Origin of the sequence: Streptomyces sp. NPDC050145 (genome assembly GCF_044460245.1) — a bacterium.
Classification (GTDB): Bacteria; Actinomycetota; Actinomycetes; order Streptomycetales; family Streptomycetaceae; genus Streptomyces.
Genome location: NZ_JBITJS010000008.1, coordinates 39,799 through 54,366, shown reverse-complemented (window position 1 = coordinate 54,366; position 14,568 = coordinate 39,799). Strand labels below are relative to the sequence as shown.

Here is a 14,568-nt window from a genome sequence, read left to right as displayed (position 1 = left end):
GTCCTTGGTTCCGGATGCATTCCCCATGCCCGCCCATGTGTCGTGCCCGCGACACGTGCAGATGCAGGAGAGTCGATGAGTTCCCCCAGCGCGACCGGCGCACCGTACGACGCGCATCCTCCGGCCGGCAGCCCTTCCCGCACCCCCGGTGGGCCGCTCGACCGCTACTTCCGCATCACCGAACGCGGTTCGACGTACGGCCGTGAGATACGTGGTGGTGTCGCCACCTTCTTCACGATGGCGTACATCCTCGTGCTCAACCCGATCATCCTGAGCAGCGCCGAGGACAAGACCGGCGCCCAGCTCGACCCGGCCCAGCTCGTCACCGCGACCGCGCTCGTCGCCGCCGTCATGACCGTCATCATGGGCGTCGGCGGCAACCTCCCGCTCGCCCTCGCGGCGGGCCTCGGCCTCAACGCCGTCGTCGCCTTCCAGCTCGCCCCGCTCATGACGTGGGACGACGCGATGGGTCTGATCGTGCTCGAGGGGCTCATCATCTGCGTGCTGGTCCTCACCGGCCTGCGCGAAGCCGTCATGCACGCCATCCCGCAGCCGCTCAAACAGGCCATCAGCGTCGGCATCGGCCTGTTCATCGCGTTCATCGGCTTCGTCGACGCCGGCTTCGTCACCCGCGTCCCCGACGCCGCCCACAGCACCGTGCCGGTGCAGCTCGGCACCGGCAGCCTCACCGGCTGGCCGATGCTCGTCTTCGCCCTCGGCGTCGTGCTGACCATCGTGCTGCTCGCGCGCAAGGTCAAGGGCGCGATCCTGATCAGCATCGTCGCGATGACGGTCCTCGCCGTCATTCTCGACCAGCTCGCCGACATCAAGACCTGGGGCCTGACCACGCCGGCGATCCCGGACTCCGTCGTCGCGTCCCCGGACTTCGGACTGCTCGGCCACTTCGACGTGTTCGGCGCGTTCGGCCAGGTCAGCGTCATCACCGTGCTGCTGCTCGTCTTCACGCTCATCCTGTCGGACTTCTTCGACACGATGGGCACGGTCGTCGGTGTGACCGCGGAGGCCGGACTCCTCGACGAGCGCGGCCAGGTCCCCAACCTCGGCCGGGTGCTCCTCATCGACGGTGCCGCGGCCGTGGCCGGCGGCGCCGCCTCGGCCTCCTCCGCGACGACCTACATCGAGTCGGCGGCGGGCGTCGGCGAAGGTGCCCGTACGGGCTTCGCCAACCTCTTCACCGGCGGCCTGTTCGCCCTCGCGCTGTTCCTGACCCCCGTGCTCACCATCGTGCCGCTCCAGGCGGCCGCCCCCGCCCTCGTGGCCGTGGGATTCCTGATGATGACGCAGGTCAAGCACATCGACTGGGACCGCTACGACATCGCCATCCCGGCGTTCCTCACCATCGCCGTCATGCCGTTCACGTACTCCATCACCAACGGCATCGGCGCCGGCTTCCTCGCCTACGTCATCATCAAGACGGCGCTCGGCAAGGCGCGCGAGGTGCACTGGCTGCTGTGGGGGACCTCGGTCCTCTTCCTCGTCTACTTCGCCATCGATCCGATCGAGCAGCTCCTCGGGGTCAAGTAGTCGTCAGCAGTGGTGAGTTGAAGTGGTGAGGGGCCCGGTCGATCCGGGCCCCTCTCGTTGTGCCGGGGGCTCCTCCGTGACGGCCGGGCCTCCACCCCGACCCGGGTGCTGACCCTGCGTGTCCGCCTCGGTTGCGGGCCCTGTCCGGGCGGCGCAAGGTGGAGGGACTTCCGCCACTCAACGTAAAGGAGTGCTCACCATGAGTAAGTCAAAGGGCAAGGCGAAGCAGGTCAAGGGCAAGATGAAGGAGGCCGCCGGCAAGGCCATGAACGACCAGGGCATGCGGGCGGAAGGACGCGCCGAGCAGGCCCAGGGCCAGATGCAGGAGGCCGCGACGAAGGTGGCCGACCGGGCGAGGCGGTCCGGCCGCTAGAACGCGCGCATCATGATGGAGGCGCCGCAGCCGCGGCGCCTCCACATGTGTCCCCACACACCTTCACGGCCGTCCCTTCCGGCCTGCCACCCGAGTGACCCGATGCGGGACGCGTAAACGTCGCGACAGTGGGCGGACGGGAGCGGATCGGCTCAGGGAGGAACGGATAGATGCGTGAGACCGCGCAGTCAGCGGCTCACCGAACTCGCTGCCGCACCGCCCGGCGAAACACCGCCGAACCCCTCCGCGTCCGGAGTCATGTCGGCTCCGTTCGTTCCTCACGGTGGTCCGGAAGCGGCGGCAGGTTTACGTCCTGGATCTCGTGCACCGCCGCCTCCTCGGCACCTGCCGCGCCCGCGTCGATGCCCCGGTCCGTCGCGACGGACTCCTTCGTGGCATCCGGGTGAGCACCTTCGTCGGGTGCCACCAGCCGGCCGGACCTGCGGTCCCCGGCCTCCGGGTCCACGATCACCGATGCCGTCGCCCGGGGGCGGCTCCGGTTCGCGGCGCTCCTGCCGGAGGCGTTCGTCCACCGCGTTCTGCAGATCGAGCGGCGCCGCGTCCTCCTGCTCCTCGTTGCCGTCCGCGGGCTGGTAGGTGTCGTCCGCCCTGCCCTGGCCGTCCGGGTCGTTGCGGTCGTCCTGGTCGCTCATGAGAGACCTCGCGCTCGTAGGGGGTGGGGCGCGCCATCCGCCGATCTTTCCCGTGCCGCTCGGAGTGCCCTTGGGATGCGGAGCGAAAGGTCGCCGACCGGCGGGTCGGCGCGCCGCGTTTGACCGCGGGGACGGAGGGGACCCGCTGCAGACAAGCGGTGGTACGAAGCCGCCGGCACCCGTTCCGAGGGCGGGACGCAGGATCAGGAAGGGGATGGAAAGCCGTGGCTGCGCACGTCAGAGATGCCACGATCACCGAGCGACCGGAGACGGGTTGGGCGAAGGCGCGGCGGCTTCGCAAGAGCGCGATCCGCACGTGCGTCCAGGCGACGGCGATCGTCGAGGGGCCGCCGAAGCGCGGACAGGAGCCGAACATCGTCCGGGGCGAGGACTAGCCCGAGCGCCCGGTTCTTCGCAGCCACCCCCCACAGCATGCAGGGCACCGATAGGTGATCACGTGAGTCGGTAGGAGAGACCCATCTCAACGCGAGGCCCCTCGGTCCGTCGACCGGAGGGCCTCGAAGCCGAACGAGGCAGAGGAGTTCGTCATGCTGAAGGCCATCGCCGACGTCTTCCGGGCGATCGGCGGCGCCATCGCCACCGTCGTCACCCTGCCCTTCCGTGTCGTCGCCCGCCTCTTCGGCGGCGCGTCCGACACCGCCCACGGCAGGCACTGAGTAGAGACAGCAGTTCGGATTCGGGAACCTGGCCCGGCGAAAACCCGATGCGCACGCCGTGCCGCCCGGTCCTCAGGTGCCGAAGACGCTTCCCCTCAGCGGGGCCGTCGGTTCGCCCGCGCCGGTGCGCATGCCGTGCAGCAGCTCGTCGACCGCCGCGAGCGCCGTCTTCCGCGGCTGCCAGCCCAGTACGGCGTGGGCCCGCGAGCAGTCCATGAGGGGCAGGCGCAGGACCGCGTCGAAGAGCTGCGGTGACGACGGCATCAGGCGCAGCCCGTACGCGGCGGCCGTCGCGGAGCGCGCGAGCGGCCGGGGGAGCCGTACCGGACGGGCGTCGAACTTGACGCCCAGTACGTGCGCGTCCAGCACCGGATGGGCCGCCAGGTTGAAGGGACCCCGAGCGGTGCCCAGCGCCGCGGTGACGAAGGCGCGGGCCGCGTCCTCGGTGTGCAGCGTCTGGACGCGGAAACCCGGGATGTCCGGCAGGAAGGGCAGCAGATCGGGGCGGCCCAGGACCCCCGGAACGAACCGCCCCGCGAACAGCCGCCGCTGCTCGCTCGCCGACCCCTCCTTGAACATGAACGCCGGCCGCATCCGCACCACCCGGACCTCCCGGTGGGCCTGTTCGAAGGCGTCCAGCGCCCGCTCGAGATAGGCCTTCTCCCGGCAGTACGCGGCTTCGGGCCAGCCGTGTGTGGGCCACGATTCGTCGACGGCCCGGTCCTCGGGCCCGGGGGAGTAGGCGCCCACGGAAGAAGCGTGGACCAGGGCGGGGACACGGGCCGCCGCGACGGCGTGCAGCACGCGCACGCTCCCGAGCACGTTCGTCCGCCAGGTGAGGACCGGGTCCCTGGAGGGCTGCATGCGCCACGCCAGGTGCACCACGGCATCGACGCCCTGGAACAGGCGGTCCACCTCGTCGCCCTCGACCTCGGCGAGATCCACGGCGGCCCAGTCCGTCTTCGCCGGCGGCCGCTGGAGAACGCGACGGGCGATCGCGAGGGTCGAGTCGACGCGTGGGTCCTCGCCCAGCTGCCGCACCACGCTGGTTCCGAGATTCCCGGTCGCCCCCGTGACCGCGATGCGCAGGCCGTCGCCGTTCATGACGTGTCCCCTCGATGGTCTTCCCTTGCGGGTCTTGCTCTGCGGGAGTAGCGGGTACCCCGCGGGCGGCGGCCCAGTGCCCCGGTGTCGGTTGCAGGACCCGGCCGCGGGCCGGAGGCTGGATCTGGAGTACCGGAAGGAGCGTGAGGGCCGTGGCCCGTAATCGTCGGCTGATCCTCAGTTCGCCCGCAGAGGTCTGGGGTCTGTTGAGCGACGGCTACCGGTACGGGGAATGGGTGACCGGGACGCAGCGGGTGCTCGGCGCCGATCCGGACTGGCCCGAGGTGGGCGCCGCACTGAAGGTGCGGGTCGGGATGGGACCGCTGACGCTCGACGACACCAGCACGGTCCGCATCTGCGAACCGCAGCGCCGGCTCGAGCTGGAGGCGAAGGCCGACCCGTTCGGCGCGGCACGGATCGCCATGCGGCTGACCCCCTGGGGCGAGCACACCCTGTTCGAGCTCGACTGGCATCCGCTGCGCGGCCCCGGCACCCGTATGCACGGCCTCCTGGTGGACTACCTGGTCAAGGTGCGCAACGGCATGATGCTCACCAAACTGGCCGAGATCGCGGTCCGGGAACACCGGCACCGGACCCCGGCCTGATCCGGACGAAAGACCCTAGTGCTGCTGCGGCTTCTGCGGTGTCGCCTCGCTCGGGCGGACCACGACGAAGCCCTCACCCTCCAGCTTCAGCTGGACGGCCTCGCCGGAGCCGCCCCGGATCATCGAGCCGATCGACTGCGAACGGTGCAGCGACGTGCGCAACTGTGCGGTCCAGCCGACGACCGCGTCCGTGTCGACGAACACCGGCTGCTGCGGCGAGACCGGCAGGACGAGCGGGTTGCCCTCGCAGGCCAGGCCGAGCCGGCCCTGGCCGGTGAACACGCTGTTGAACAGGCCGCCGCCGGTGACGCCCGCGCCCTTCACCGTCTTGATCTCGTAGGAGAGGGTGGAGTCGAAGCACAGGACGTTGCGCCCGTTGACCGTGAAGACGTCGCCGGGCTCGATGTCGACCACGAAGACGTTCTGCGCCTCCTGCGCGAACCAGGCCTCGCCCTGGCCGCGCACCTTCATCAGCGCCAGGCCCTCGCCCGTGACGGCCCGCTTGAGCATGCCGCCGACGCCCTGGCCCTTGCGCTCGAACTGCAGGTTCCCCCGATAGGCGATCATCGCCCCCTGCCGCGCCAGCATCTCGCCGTCGACCACGTACCGGATCGACTTGGCGTTCTCGACGGTCATGCCCGGCGCGACAGCGGGCTGCACCATGAACTCACTCGCGAAAAGATCACCCTTCATAGGGGCATCGTCGCCCGGAGGGATTCCTTCCGACAAGCCTCGTCCCGGTACGGGGTGAGGAAGGTCAACCGCCCGTGTACTGATTCCCGGTGACCGTGACGCGCCGGCCCGCCCCGGTGTCCGTCGACGTGCTGCTCAGACAGCTGCCGGAGGACGGATCGGTGACCGTCGGCAGGCCGCCGGTGGAGGTGACACCGCCCTCGACGCCCTGCGGCTTGCCGTACGTCACGGTCACCTTCTGCGCGCAACCCGCCGTCAGATACGGCTCGATGAAGCCGCCGTCCGAGGTCCTGAAGCGCCCCGAGGCCACGGGCAGCCGGAAGCTGCCGATGTGCGCGACCTGCGCCCCGGTGGACGTGTTCACCACGTCGCCGGTCATCAGCTGCGTGCTCCCGTCGTCCCCGGCCCGCTTCAGGACGAGGGTGTACATCGTGCCCTTGGTGTACGGGAAGCGGACCGCGCAGCTGACGCCCGCGCCCCCGTCGGCCCCGTACTGGCAGTGGCTGTCGGTCGTCGTGGCGTTCGCGTTGAACGAGCTGAAGATCGCCTGGAGTTGGGACCGCCCGCCGCTGTCCACGGGCTTGGGCTGGAACCCGGCGTACGGGCGCGTGCCGCTCTCCAGCGTCGTGTAGTACGCGAAGTAGAGGCCGGAGGCGTCCGGCGCGGCGTCGACGGACATCGGCAGGCGCAGCTCGGTGACGGGCGTCGGCGCGCCGGACGACCAGCGGACGGTGGGGGTCGAGGCCCAGCTCTGACCGGCGGAGCCCAGGGTGAGAAGTGCGGCGGCGCCGAGGGTGACGAGCACCCGGCGTGTGCGTGGGGTGGGAGGTCTCATGAGCGGCAGGATGTAAGCGGTTGCTGCCAACTGGCAAGAGGGGGCGGGGAGTTACTGCTTTTTACTATGGCTGGGCTGGGGTGTGACCGCCGCGCGTCGTAGTAAACGCTCACTGTCGTGAGCGTTCCGTGGCGCGGGTGCGGGAGCGGCCGCATCGCGAAGAGTTCTTTGCGAACAAGCCTTCTTTCAGAACAAGTCTTCCGGAAGAAGTCTTCTGTTTCTACGCTCGGGCGTCATGACCGAAGACGACGTCACGCTCGACACCCAGGCCCTGCGCGTCCTCGCCCACCCGATGCGGCTCGCCCTCCTCAACCGGCTGCGTCGCGAAGGCCCGTCCACCGCACGGCAGTTGGCCCGCCACTTCGAGCTGGACCCGGGCGCCGCCAGCTACCACCTCCGGCGCCTCGCCGCCGGCGGGCTCATCGAGGAGGACACCGAGCGCGGCACCCGGCGCGACCGCTGGTGGCGTGCCCTGCACCCCGCCTCGCAGCACGACCCGGCGCGGCGCGGCGGACCCGACGGGCGCGCCTACACGCAGGCGGTGGCGCTGGCCGCCGCCGAGACGCTGCGCCGTGCGGCCGCGCAGACGGTGCCGGCCATGCCCGACACCTGGTTCGCCGTCTCCGCCTTCAGCGATTTCTCGGTCCAGGTCACGCCGGACGAACTCGCCGCGCTCAAGGACGAGTTGTACGCCGTCGTCGACCGGTACCGGCGGCGGGAGCCGAGCCCCGGCGCGGAGTCCGCCGTCGTCCAGTTCCAGGCGTTCCCCGCGCATCCGGACGCGGGGAGGTGACCGCCACCGCGCACGGCACGGCCGTCCACCGGGACCGCGACGTCCTGCGCTGGCTCGGCGCGTACACCAGCTCGGTCACCGGTGATGTCGTCTACTTCACGGCCCTGACCTGGGCGGTCGCCGAAGCCGCCGGACCGGCCCGCGCCGGGCTCGTGCTTGCGGCCGGCGCCGTGCCGCGGGCCGTCCTGATGCTCGGCGGCGGGGTGCTCGCCGACCGGTTCGGGCCCCGCGGCGTCCTCGTCGGCAGCGACCTGGTGCGCTGCCTGACCGTCCTGGCCGCCGCGGCCCTGACCTACGTCCGGGGTCCCGAACTCGTCCCCCTGTGCGTGCTCGCCGTCTGCTTCGGCATCGCCGACGCGCTGTTCCTGCCCGCCGTCGGAGCCCTGCCCGCCCGGCTGACCACCCGCGACCGGCTCACCCGGGTCCAGGGACTGCGCTCGCTCGCCGTGCGCCTGGCGAACACCGTCGGCCCGCTCGGCGCCGCCGCCGCGCTCGCGGCGGGCGGCGCACCCGGAGCGTTCGCCGCCGTCGGCATCCTGTTCGCCGTCTCGCTCGTCCTCCTGCTCGCGCTGCGGGTGCGCGGGCCGAGCAGGCCCGCACCGGAGCGGACACCGATGCGGGCCCAACTCGTCGACGGCCTACGGTACTTGCGCGGCCGCCCTGCGCTCCTGCGCCTCGTCGCCGTCATCGGCCTCGGCGAGATGTGCTTCAGTGGTCCCGTCGGCACCGCCCTCGTCCTGCTCGCCGGCGAGCGCGGCTGGAGCCCCGGCATACTCTCCCTGTTGCTGGGCGCGTTCAGCGCGGCCGGCGCCGCGGTGGGCATCGCGCTGAGTGCCGTACGAGAAATGCCCGCACCCCGCGTCGTACTCACCGGCTCCCTCCTGCTCACCGCCGCGCTCGTCACGAGCCTCGGCCTGACCGCGCCGGCCCCCGGCGCCGCCGTCGCCCTGTGCGCCGCGCTCGGTGCCGCGAGCGGGATTCCGATGGTCCTCGGGCACGCCCTGCTCCAGCAGGGCACCGACCCCGACTACCTCGGCCGCGTCGCCTCCGTCACGTCACTGTGCACGCTCGGACTCGGCCCCCTCCTGTTCCCCCTCGCAGGGCTGGTCTCCGAGGCCTGGGGCGCCGGTGTGTTCCTGGCCGGCTGCGGCGGCGTGTGCCTGCTCGCGGCGGCCCTCGCCTGCGTCAAGTAGCCACGGTGCGTGGCGGGTTGACGCCACGGCGCCTTCCCGCCGCGTCCTCGGCGGACCCCTCGGCCCCGCCTCCTGTCATCGTTCGCTGGGTCTTCAGCGTCGGACCGGGGAGGAATCCGCGTGCCCAACAGCAGACCCAGCAGACCCAGCAGACCCAGTAGACCCATCGGACCCATCAGGCCCATCAGACCGATCAGGGCAGTGAGAGCGGCGGGCGGGAACGGGGTGCGGCGCAGAGCGGCCGGCGCCGCCGTGCTCGTCGCGGCCGTGCTCGGGGGAGTCCTGCCCGGAACCGCCCGAGGCGCGGGCCAGGAAGTGACGTTCAGCGATCCCGCGGCCACCGCGCAGTCCGGAGCGGCCACCCGCCGCGTCACCCTCGTCACGGGAGACGTCGTCCACTACGCGAGCGATCGGGCGGGCGGCGGGCCGCGCATCGAACGCATCGTGCCGGGCCCCGGCCGCTCCGGCATGGGCTTCACCCGCTACCACCTCGACGGCCACGAGTACGCCGTGCCGATCGACGCCGCCGGACAGATCGCCGACGGCCGCGTCGACCGCCGCCTGTTCGACGTCACGACCCTCGTCGCGGACGGATACGCGGACGACGACTCCGGCACCCTCCGCCTGGTCGTCGGCGACGCGTCCCGCGTCGCGGGCGGACCCGAAGCTCCCGAACACGCCACCCTGGCCAAGGAGTTCAAGAAGACCAGGACGGCCGTCCTCAAGGTGCCGAAGAAGAGGGCCGGCGACGTCTGGCGGGAGCTCGCCACCGCGTCCGCCGCCGAAGAGGCGGGCATCGGCAAGGTCTGGCTCGACGGACGCGTCAAGGCGACCCTCGACGAGTCCGTGCCGCAGATAGGCGCCGACGAGGCGCACCGCCGAGGCGTCGACGGCAAGGGCGTCAAGGTCGCCGTCCTCGACACCGGCTACGACACCGGGCACCCCGACCTGAAAGGCCGCGTCGCCGCCGAGGCCGACTTCACCGGCGACGGCATCCAGGACCGCCAGGGCCACGGCACTCACGTCTCCTCGACGGTCGCCGGCACCGGCGTCGCGTCCGGCGGCCGCTACGCCGGCGTCGCCCCCGGTGCCGACCTTCTGGAGGGGAAGGTCCTCGATGACAGCGGCTACGGCTACGACTCGTGGATCCTCGCCGGCATGGAATGGGCCGCCGCCCAGGACGCCGACATCGTCTCCATGAGCCTCGGCAAGTCCGGCGCGTCCGACGGCACCGACGCCCTGTCCAGCGCCGTCGACCGGCTCTCCGCCGGAGACGGCCCGCTGTTCGTGATCGCCGCGGGCAACACGGGCGACCGGACGATCGGCGCGCCCGGCGCCGCCGACTCCGCCCTCACCGTCGGCTCCGTCACCAAGCAGGGCGGCCTGTCCGCGTTCTCCTCGCGCGGCCCGCGCCAGGGCCGCTGGGCCGTCAAGCCCGAGATATCCGCGCCCGGCAGCGCCATCGTCGCCGCCCGCGCCGCCGGAACCCTCGAGGACAGCGCGGTCAGCGACCGGTACGCGTCCCTGTCCGGTACGTCGATGGCGACCCCGCACGTCGCGGGCGCCGCCGCCCTGCTGCGCCAGCAGCACCCCGACTTGAGCGGACAGCGGCTGAAGGCGGCCCTCGTCGGCTCCGCCGCACCCGTGTCCGGGACCACCGTCGACGAGACCGGCGCCGGCCTCGTCGACGTACCGGCCGCGTCCGCCGCCCAGGTCACCGCCGAGCCCGCCACCCTGGCCGCCCGCGCCACGGACAGCGCCGTGACCCGCACCGTCACCTGGCACAACGCGAGCGACAAGCCCGTCACGCTGACCGTCGGCGCGCACGGCGACCTGATCGGCGTCCCCGACGCGAAGGTGACCGTCCCGGCCCGCGCGGACGCCACCACCGACGTCACGCTCGACCTGGCCCGCGCCGAGGCCGGCCGCTCCTACGGCGGCGCCGTCACCGCCGAGGCGCCCGGCCGCGGCACGGTCCGCGTCCCGGTGTCGATCACCGCGCCGGACGACGCCCGCACCCTCACCCTGACCGGCCCCGCCCCGCGCCCGGGCACCGACGCCACCTCGACCGGCGTCGTCCTGCAGAACGAGAAGACCGGCGCCACCACCATGACGAGCCTCAACGGCACCACCGCGCGCAAGGTCAGCCTGCCGCGCGGCACCTACCGGCTCTTCGGCAGCGTCTGGGAGTTCGACCGCGTCGGCCGCACCACCGTCGCGAGCACCGCGATCCACTACGCGCAGCGCGTCACCCTCGACGACGACGCCTCCGCCACCGTCCGCACCGACGGCGCGAAGCCCGTCCGGATCGGGGTCGACGACGACGGGGTCCGCACCACGACCACCGGCGCCACCGGCATCGGCACCTCCACCCCCGACGGCGCCTCCACCGGCCTGATCGCCCCCAGCGCCGCCGGCCCGTACAAGGTCGAGGTCGTCCCCACGAAGACCGGCGAGACCTTCGACGGGATGCGCTTCTTCGCCGGTACCAGCTGGCAGCAGCGCGAGATCGACGCCCGTGAACCCGGCGGCACACCCCAGGAGTTGGGCCTCCAGCTCTCCCAGTACAGCATCTACCGCTGGACCGGGAAGATCACCGCCGAGGTCGTCGACATCGGCACCGGGAGCGACGCGGACCTCGCGGGCAAGGACCTCGACGGCAAGATCGTCCTGTGGCGGTCGAGCGGCAGCTGGGAGACGAACAACGCCATCTACCGCAGACTCACCGACGCGGGTGTCGCCCTCATCATGATCCGCGGGTACGGCGTGTCGGTCTACGAGCCGACCCCGCTGGCGCAACTGAACGAGGAGTCCGTCCCGCTCCTGGAGGACCGGCTCGCCGAGGGACCGCTCACCCTCACCGTCGAAGGCGTCGACACCTCACCGACCGCCTACTTCCTCTTCCACCACCAGGACGACACGCTGCCCGCGGGCGCCGACTGGTACGACCGGCGCGCCGACCTGGCCCGCGTCGACACCCGGGAGAACACCCACGGCTACGCGTACGACCCCAAGAACCTGTACGCGTGGACGACCTGGCGCGGCGTCCGCCTGATCCAGCAGACCACCCGCTTCCTCGCCCCCGCCGACCAGCAGGTCTACGTGTCGCCCGGCGTGCCCTGGACCATGGCCACCTTCCACTACCAGTTCGACGTCGGCGAGTTCCCGTACCCGCTCGGCACCCAGGTCACCGACCCGACCACGTACACCAAGGGCCGTACCTACAAGGAGAGTTGGATGGCCGCGCCGTTCAACGCCGAACTGGGCAGCGGGCGGAACGTCGTCCGGGACGGTGACAAGCTGCGGGTCGACCTGCCGGTCTTCTCCGACGCGGCCGGGCACCACTCGGAGTACACCCCCGAGGCCGACACCGGCTCGACCGTTCTCGCGGACGACCGGGGCAAGGTCCTCGACAGCAACGACCGGCCGGGCAGCGCGGTGTTCGACCTGCCGCGCGACGACCGCTGGTACCGGCTCACCGTCGACGCCCGCCGTCAGGCGCGGGACGAGGTCACCTGGACCCTCGGCAACCGCGTCACCGAGGAATGGCGTGTCCGCTCGCACCATGAGCGGGATGCGTCCCCGCTGCCCCTCCTCGACCTCGCCTACGACACTCCGCTCGACCGGCTCAACACCGCTGAACCGGACGAGGAGTTCGGCTACGCGGTCACCGTCGGCAGCCAGGCCGGCACCCGTCCCGGGAACGTGACCTCGCTCAAGGTCTCCTGGTCGACCGACGACGGAGCCACCTGGCGGGCGGCGGACGCCCGGCGCGACGGCGACCGGTGGAAGGTCACCGTGCCCGCCGCCGGAACGGCCAAGGTGTCCCTGCGCACCACCGTCACCGACGAGACCGGCGCCTCCCTCACGGAGACGCTGATCAAGGCGTACAACTCGGGCTGCACCGACATCTGGTGCGGTATGCGAGCACGGTGAGTTCAGTGAGTTAGCGCGGTTTTCCCTTTTCGCCAGGGCCGGTCGCCGTCACGTATTGATGACGGCGACCGGCCTCGCCCTGCTCACCGCTCACCGCTCGGTGACGAACTCCGCCATCATCGCCATGTCCTCGTGCTCGAGGTTGTGGCAGTGCAGCAGGAACCGGCCCGCGTAGTCGGTGAAGCGGACCGCCACCTCGACGCCCTGGGCGGGCAGCACGTCGACGGTGTCCTTCCAGCCCGCGTCGAACGTCCCGGGAGCGGCCCCGTCGCGGCTGATCACCTGGAACGGGTCCAGATGCAGGTGGACCGGGTGGTGGAAGTCGGTGACGAACCGCCAGATCTCCACCTTCCCGAGCTTCGGCGCGGCCAGCGAACGGCCGGGCCGGTAGTCCTGGCCGTTGATCGTCCAGTTCTTCTCCGACTTCTGGAAGACGAAGGTCCGGGTGGCCACGGCCTTGGTCGGGTCCAGCCTCTCCACCTCGGCCAGCCTGCCGCGGGGCGCCCGGGAGTCGTCCCGCACCCGGGCCGTGCCGATGTCGAAGCGCATGACCTCGGCCGTGCCCCCGCTGCCCAGCCGGTTGACCAGCCGCACCCTGCTGCCGGCCGGGTAGCGGGCGAAGTCGACCACCACGTCGAAGCGTTCGGCCGGGGCCAGTTCGACGGCGTCGTGCGCGACCGGGCGCTCCAGCAGTCCGCCGTCGGAGCCGATCTGCAACAGCCCCCCGCCGCCGGGAGGTTGAGGGTCCAGCTCCAGCCGGTAGCGGCGCGCGTTGGAGGCGTTGAGGATGCGCAGCCGGTGGCGGGCGCGGTCCACCTGGGCGACCGGCCACGGTGCGCCGTTCACGAGGACGACGTCGCCCAGCACGCCGTTCATGCAGGCGTCCTCGACACCGGGTTCGGCCCCGTGCGAGCCCGGTGCGGGGTAGGCGAAGGAGCCGTCGGCGGCGAACGAGCGGTCCGCGATCATCAGCGGCAGCTCCCGCGGGCCGTGCGGCAGGCCGAGCGCCTCCTCCTCGTCGTCGCGGACCAGATGGAAGCCGGCCAGCCCCCGGTACACGTTCGGACCGGTGAAGCCCATCGTGTGGTCGTGGTACCAGAGCGTCGCGGCCCGCTGGTTCATCGGGTAGTCGTAGACGCGCTCGGGCCGGAGCCTCGGCCGGCCCATGCCCGGCATCCCGTGCGTCCCGCCCGCGTGGTGCCCTGCCGCGCCGCCGCCGAGCGGGGCGATCTGGTCCGTCGGGTAGCCGTCGGAGGCCTGCGGCGTGTGGCCGCCGTGCAGGTGCACGACGGTCGGGCGCGGCAGTTCGTTGCGGTGGGTGACCACCGTCCGGCGTCCCGAGCGCGACTCGATCGTCGGGCCGGGGAACAGGCCCTCGTAGCCCCAGACCGCGGTGTCGTGGCCCGGCGCCAGCCGGGCCAGCCCCGGACGGGCGGTGATCTCGTAGTGGTCGGTGGTGCCGTCGGTGCGGGTCGGCCGGAGCACGGGCGGGAGCGGCAGCCGCGCCGCGTACCGCTCGGGCAGCGGGACCTGGCTGCGCAGCAGCAGGCCGGGCTGTCCGGTGGGGATCAGCGCACCGAGCGCGGGCAGGCCGACCGCGACGCCTCCGGCGCCCAGGAGGCCCGCCGTGCCCACGCCGAGGAACCGGCGCCGGCTCCAGACGTTGGCTCCGCTCATGCCTGGGCTCCGGCCGGTTCGGTGGAGGGGGCCGCGTCGGCGCCGGGCGCGGGGGTGGGCTCGGCCCCGGGCTTGTGGCGGAAGACGTCGGCGACGAACTTCTCGGCCATCACGAAGATGCCGACACCGAGCGGGACGTGCAGGATCAGCACGCGGCTGTACCCGAGGCCGATCTGCGCCACGCACAGGACGAGCAGGATCGTGTAGCGGACGGCGAACGTGCCGGGCCCACCGCCGAGGCGCCAGACGAGCAACGCGGCCGCGACGGCGAGCAGGACGACCGTCCCGAGGATCATCGCGGCCATCTCGTGCGCGTCGAGCAGTGTGTAGAACCCCTGCAGGAGCCCCCCGGCCAGGAACGGCTGCGCCAGCGCGAGCAGGGCGACGAGCGCGGCGGTGACCCGCAGCGTGACCAACGGCCAACGCGGGCGGGCAGGTTGGAGCGACATGGCGTACCCCCAGAGCGAATGTCGTGTCAGGAGAG

13 protein-coding genes and 1 pseudogene are annotated in these 14,568 nt (G+C 72.1%); 8 read left to right on the top strand and 6 right to left on the bottom strand.

The window, feature by feature from the left end:
* The first annotated feature begins 75 nt into the window (after window positions 1-75).
* Window positions 76-1,545 (top strand): NCS2 family permease, encoded by a 1,470-nt coding sequence (locus ACIBTU_RS17365; protein WP_399127079.1) that lies wholly within the window; start codon window positions 76-78, stop codon window positions 1,543-1,545.
* A 199-nt stretch (window positions 1,546-1,744) separates the two neighbouring features.
* Complete coding sequence (locus ACIBTU_RS17360; RefSeq protein WP_399127078.1) at window positions 1,745-1,918, top strand: CsbD family protein; 174 nt, start codon at window positions 1,745-1,747, stop codon at window positions 1,916-1,918.
* 256 nt (window positions 1,919-2,174) lie between these two features.
* Here ACIBTU_RS17360 and ACIBTU_RS17355 read toward each other — a convergent pair.
* A pseudogene (locus ACIBTU_RS17355) lies at window positions 2,175-2,571 on the bottom strand (DUF5709 domain-containing protein).
* Between the two features lie 224 nt (window positions 2,572-2,795).
* Between ACIBTU_RS17355 and ACIBTU_RS17350 the strand changes: the two are divergent.
* Complete coding sequence (locus ACIBTU_RS17350; protein ID WP_399127077.1) at window positions 2,796-2,966, top strand: hypothetical protein; 171 nt, start codon at window positions 2,796-2,798, stop codon at window positions 2,964-2,966.
* 153 nt (window positions 2,967-3,119) lie between these two features.
* Window positions 3,120-3,248 (top strand): LPFR motif small protein, encoded by a 129-nt coding sequence (locus ACIBTU_RS17345; RefSeq protein WP_399127076.1) that lies wholly within the window; start codon window positions 3,120-3,122, stop codon window positions 3,246-3,248.
* A 72-nt stretch (window positions 3,249-3,320) separates the two neighbouring features.
* Here the strand turns inward: ACIBTU_RS17345 and ACIBTU_RS17340 are convergent, their stop codons facing one another.
* On the bottom strand, window positions 3,321-4,352 hold the full coding sequence (locus ACIBTU_RS17340) for an NAD-dependent epimerase/dehydratase family protein (RefSeq protein WP_399127075.1): 1,032 nt from the start codon (window positions 4,350-4,352) through the stop codon (window positions 3,321-3,323).
* A gap of 152 nt (window positions 4,353-4,504) precedes the next feature.
* On the opposite strand from ACIBTU_RS17340, the gene ACIBTU_RS17335 reads away from it, so the two are divergent.
* Window positions 4,505-4,957, top strand: a complete 453-nt coding sequence (locus ACIBTU_RS17335; RefSeq protein ID WP_399127074.1) for an SRPBCC family protein — start codon at window positions 4,505-4,507, stop codon at window positions 4,955-4,957.
* Between the two features lie 15 nt (window positions 4,958-4,972).
* On the opposite strand, the gene ACIBTU_RS17330 is transcribed toward ACIBTU_RS17335, so the two are convergent.
* Both ACIBTU_RS17330 and ACIBTU_RS17325 read right to left on the bottom strand, forming a co-directional pair.
* Window positions 4,973-5,650, bottom strand: a complete 678-nt coding sequence (locus ACIBTU_RS17330; protein ID WP_399127072.1) for an AIM24 family protein — start codon at window positions 5,648-5,650, stop codon at window positions 4,973-4,975.
* A gap of 64 nt (window positions 5,651-5,714) precedes the next feature.
* The gene (locus ACIBTU_RS17325; protein ID WP_399127071.1) at window positions 5,715-6,485 is read right to left on the bottom strand and encodes a DUF3472 domain-containing protein; all 771 of its coding nucleotides are present in this window, start codon (window positions 6,483-6,485) and stop codon (window positions 5,715-5,717) included.
* Window positions 6,486-6,720: 235 nt separating this feature from the next.
* Here ACIBTU_RS17325 and ACIBTU_RS17320 point away from each other — a divergent pair, with 235 nt between their 5' ends.
* The 3 genes from ACIBTU_RS17320 (at window position 6,721) to ACIBTU_RS17310 (ending at window position 12,407) form a co-directional block, all read left to right on the top strand.
* Window positions 6,721-7,278, top strand: a complete 558-nt coding sequence (locus ACIBTU_RS17320) for a winged helix-turn-helix domain-containing protein (RefSeq protein ID WP_399127070.1) — start codon at window positions 6,721-6,723, stop codon at window positions 7,276-7,278.
* A complete protein-coding gene (locus tag ACIBTU_RS17315) occupies window positions 7,275-8,471 on the top strand; it encodes an MFS transporter (RefSeq protein ID WP_399127069.1) in 1,197 nt (398 codons plus the stop codon). Before ACIBTU_RS17320 ends, ACIBTU_RS17315 begins: the two co-directional genes overlap by 4 nt.
* 225 nt (window positions 8,472-8,696) lie before the next feature.
* Window positions 8,697-12,407, top strand: coding sequence for a S8 family peptidase (locus ACIBTU_RS17310; protein ID WP_399127068.1), 3,711 nt, complete (start codon window positions 8,697-8,699; stop codon window positions 12,405-12,407).
* Window positions 12,408-12,497: 90 nt separating this feature from the next.
* On the opposite strand, the gene ACIBTU_RS17305 is transcribed toward ACIBTU_RS17310, so the two are convergent.
* Together ACIBTU_RS17305 and ACIBTU_RS17300 are read right to left on the bottom strand one after the other, a co-directional pair.
* Entirely contained in the window at window positions 12,498-14,084 is a 1,587-nt protein-coding gene (locus tag ACIBTU_RS17305) for a multicopper oxidase family protein (RefSeq protein WP_399127067.1), read from the bottom strand.
* Window positions 14,081-14,533: a hypothetical protein gene (locus ACIBTU_RS17300; RefSeq protein ID WP_399127066.1), complete on the bottom strand. Its 453-nt coding sequence runs from the start codon at window positions 14,531-14,533 to the stop codon at window positions 14,081-14,083. Before ACIBTU_RS17300 ends, ACIBTU_RS17305 begins: the two co-directional genes overlap by 4 nt.
* Between the last annotated feature and the right edge of the window lie 35 nt (window positions 14,534-14,568).

Excerpts from the sequence above, each read along its gene's own strand:
- ACIBTU_RS17340 (WP_399127075.1), bottom strand. The coding sequence starts at position 4,352 with ATGAACGGCGACGGCCTGCGCATCGCGGTCACGGGGGCGACCGGGAAT.
- ACIBTU_RS17320 (WP_399127070.1), top strand. The coding sequence starts at position 6,721 with ATGACCGAAGACGACGTCACGCTCGACACCCAGGCCCTGCGCGTCCTC.
- ACIBTU_RS17345 (WP_399127076.1), top strand. The coding sequence starts at position 3,120 with ATGCTGAAGGCCATCGCCGACGTCTTCCGGGCGATCGGCGGCGCCATC.
- ACIBTU_RS17325 (WP_399127071.1), bottom strand. The coding sequence starts at position 6,485 with ATGAGACCTCCCACCCCACGCACACGCCGGGTGCTCGTCACCCTCGGC.
- ACIBTU_RS17300 (WP_399127066.1), bottom strand. The coding sequence starts at position 14,533 with ATGTCGCTCCAACCTGCCCGCCCGCGTTGGCCGTTGGTCACGCTGCGG.
- ACIBTU_RS17330 (WP_399127072.1), bottom strand. The coding sequence starts at position 5,650 with ATGAAGGGTGATCTTTTCGCGAGTGAGTTCATGGTGCAGCCCGCTGTC.
- ACIBTU_RS17305 (WP_399127067.1), bottom strand. The coding sequence starts at position 14,084 with ATGAGCGGAGCCAACGTCTGGAGCCGGCGCCGGTTCCTCGGCGTGGGC.
- ACIBTU_RS17365 (WP_399127079.1), top strand. The coding sequence starts at position 76 with ATGAGTTCCCCCAGCGCGACCGGCGCACCGTACGACGCGCATCCTCCG.
- ACIBTU_RS17360 (WP_399127078.1), top strand. The coding sequence starts at position 1,745 with ATGAGTAAGTCAAAGGGCAAGGCGAAGCAGGTCAAGGGCAAGATGAAG.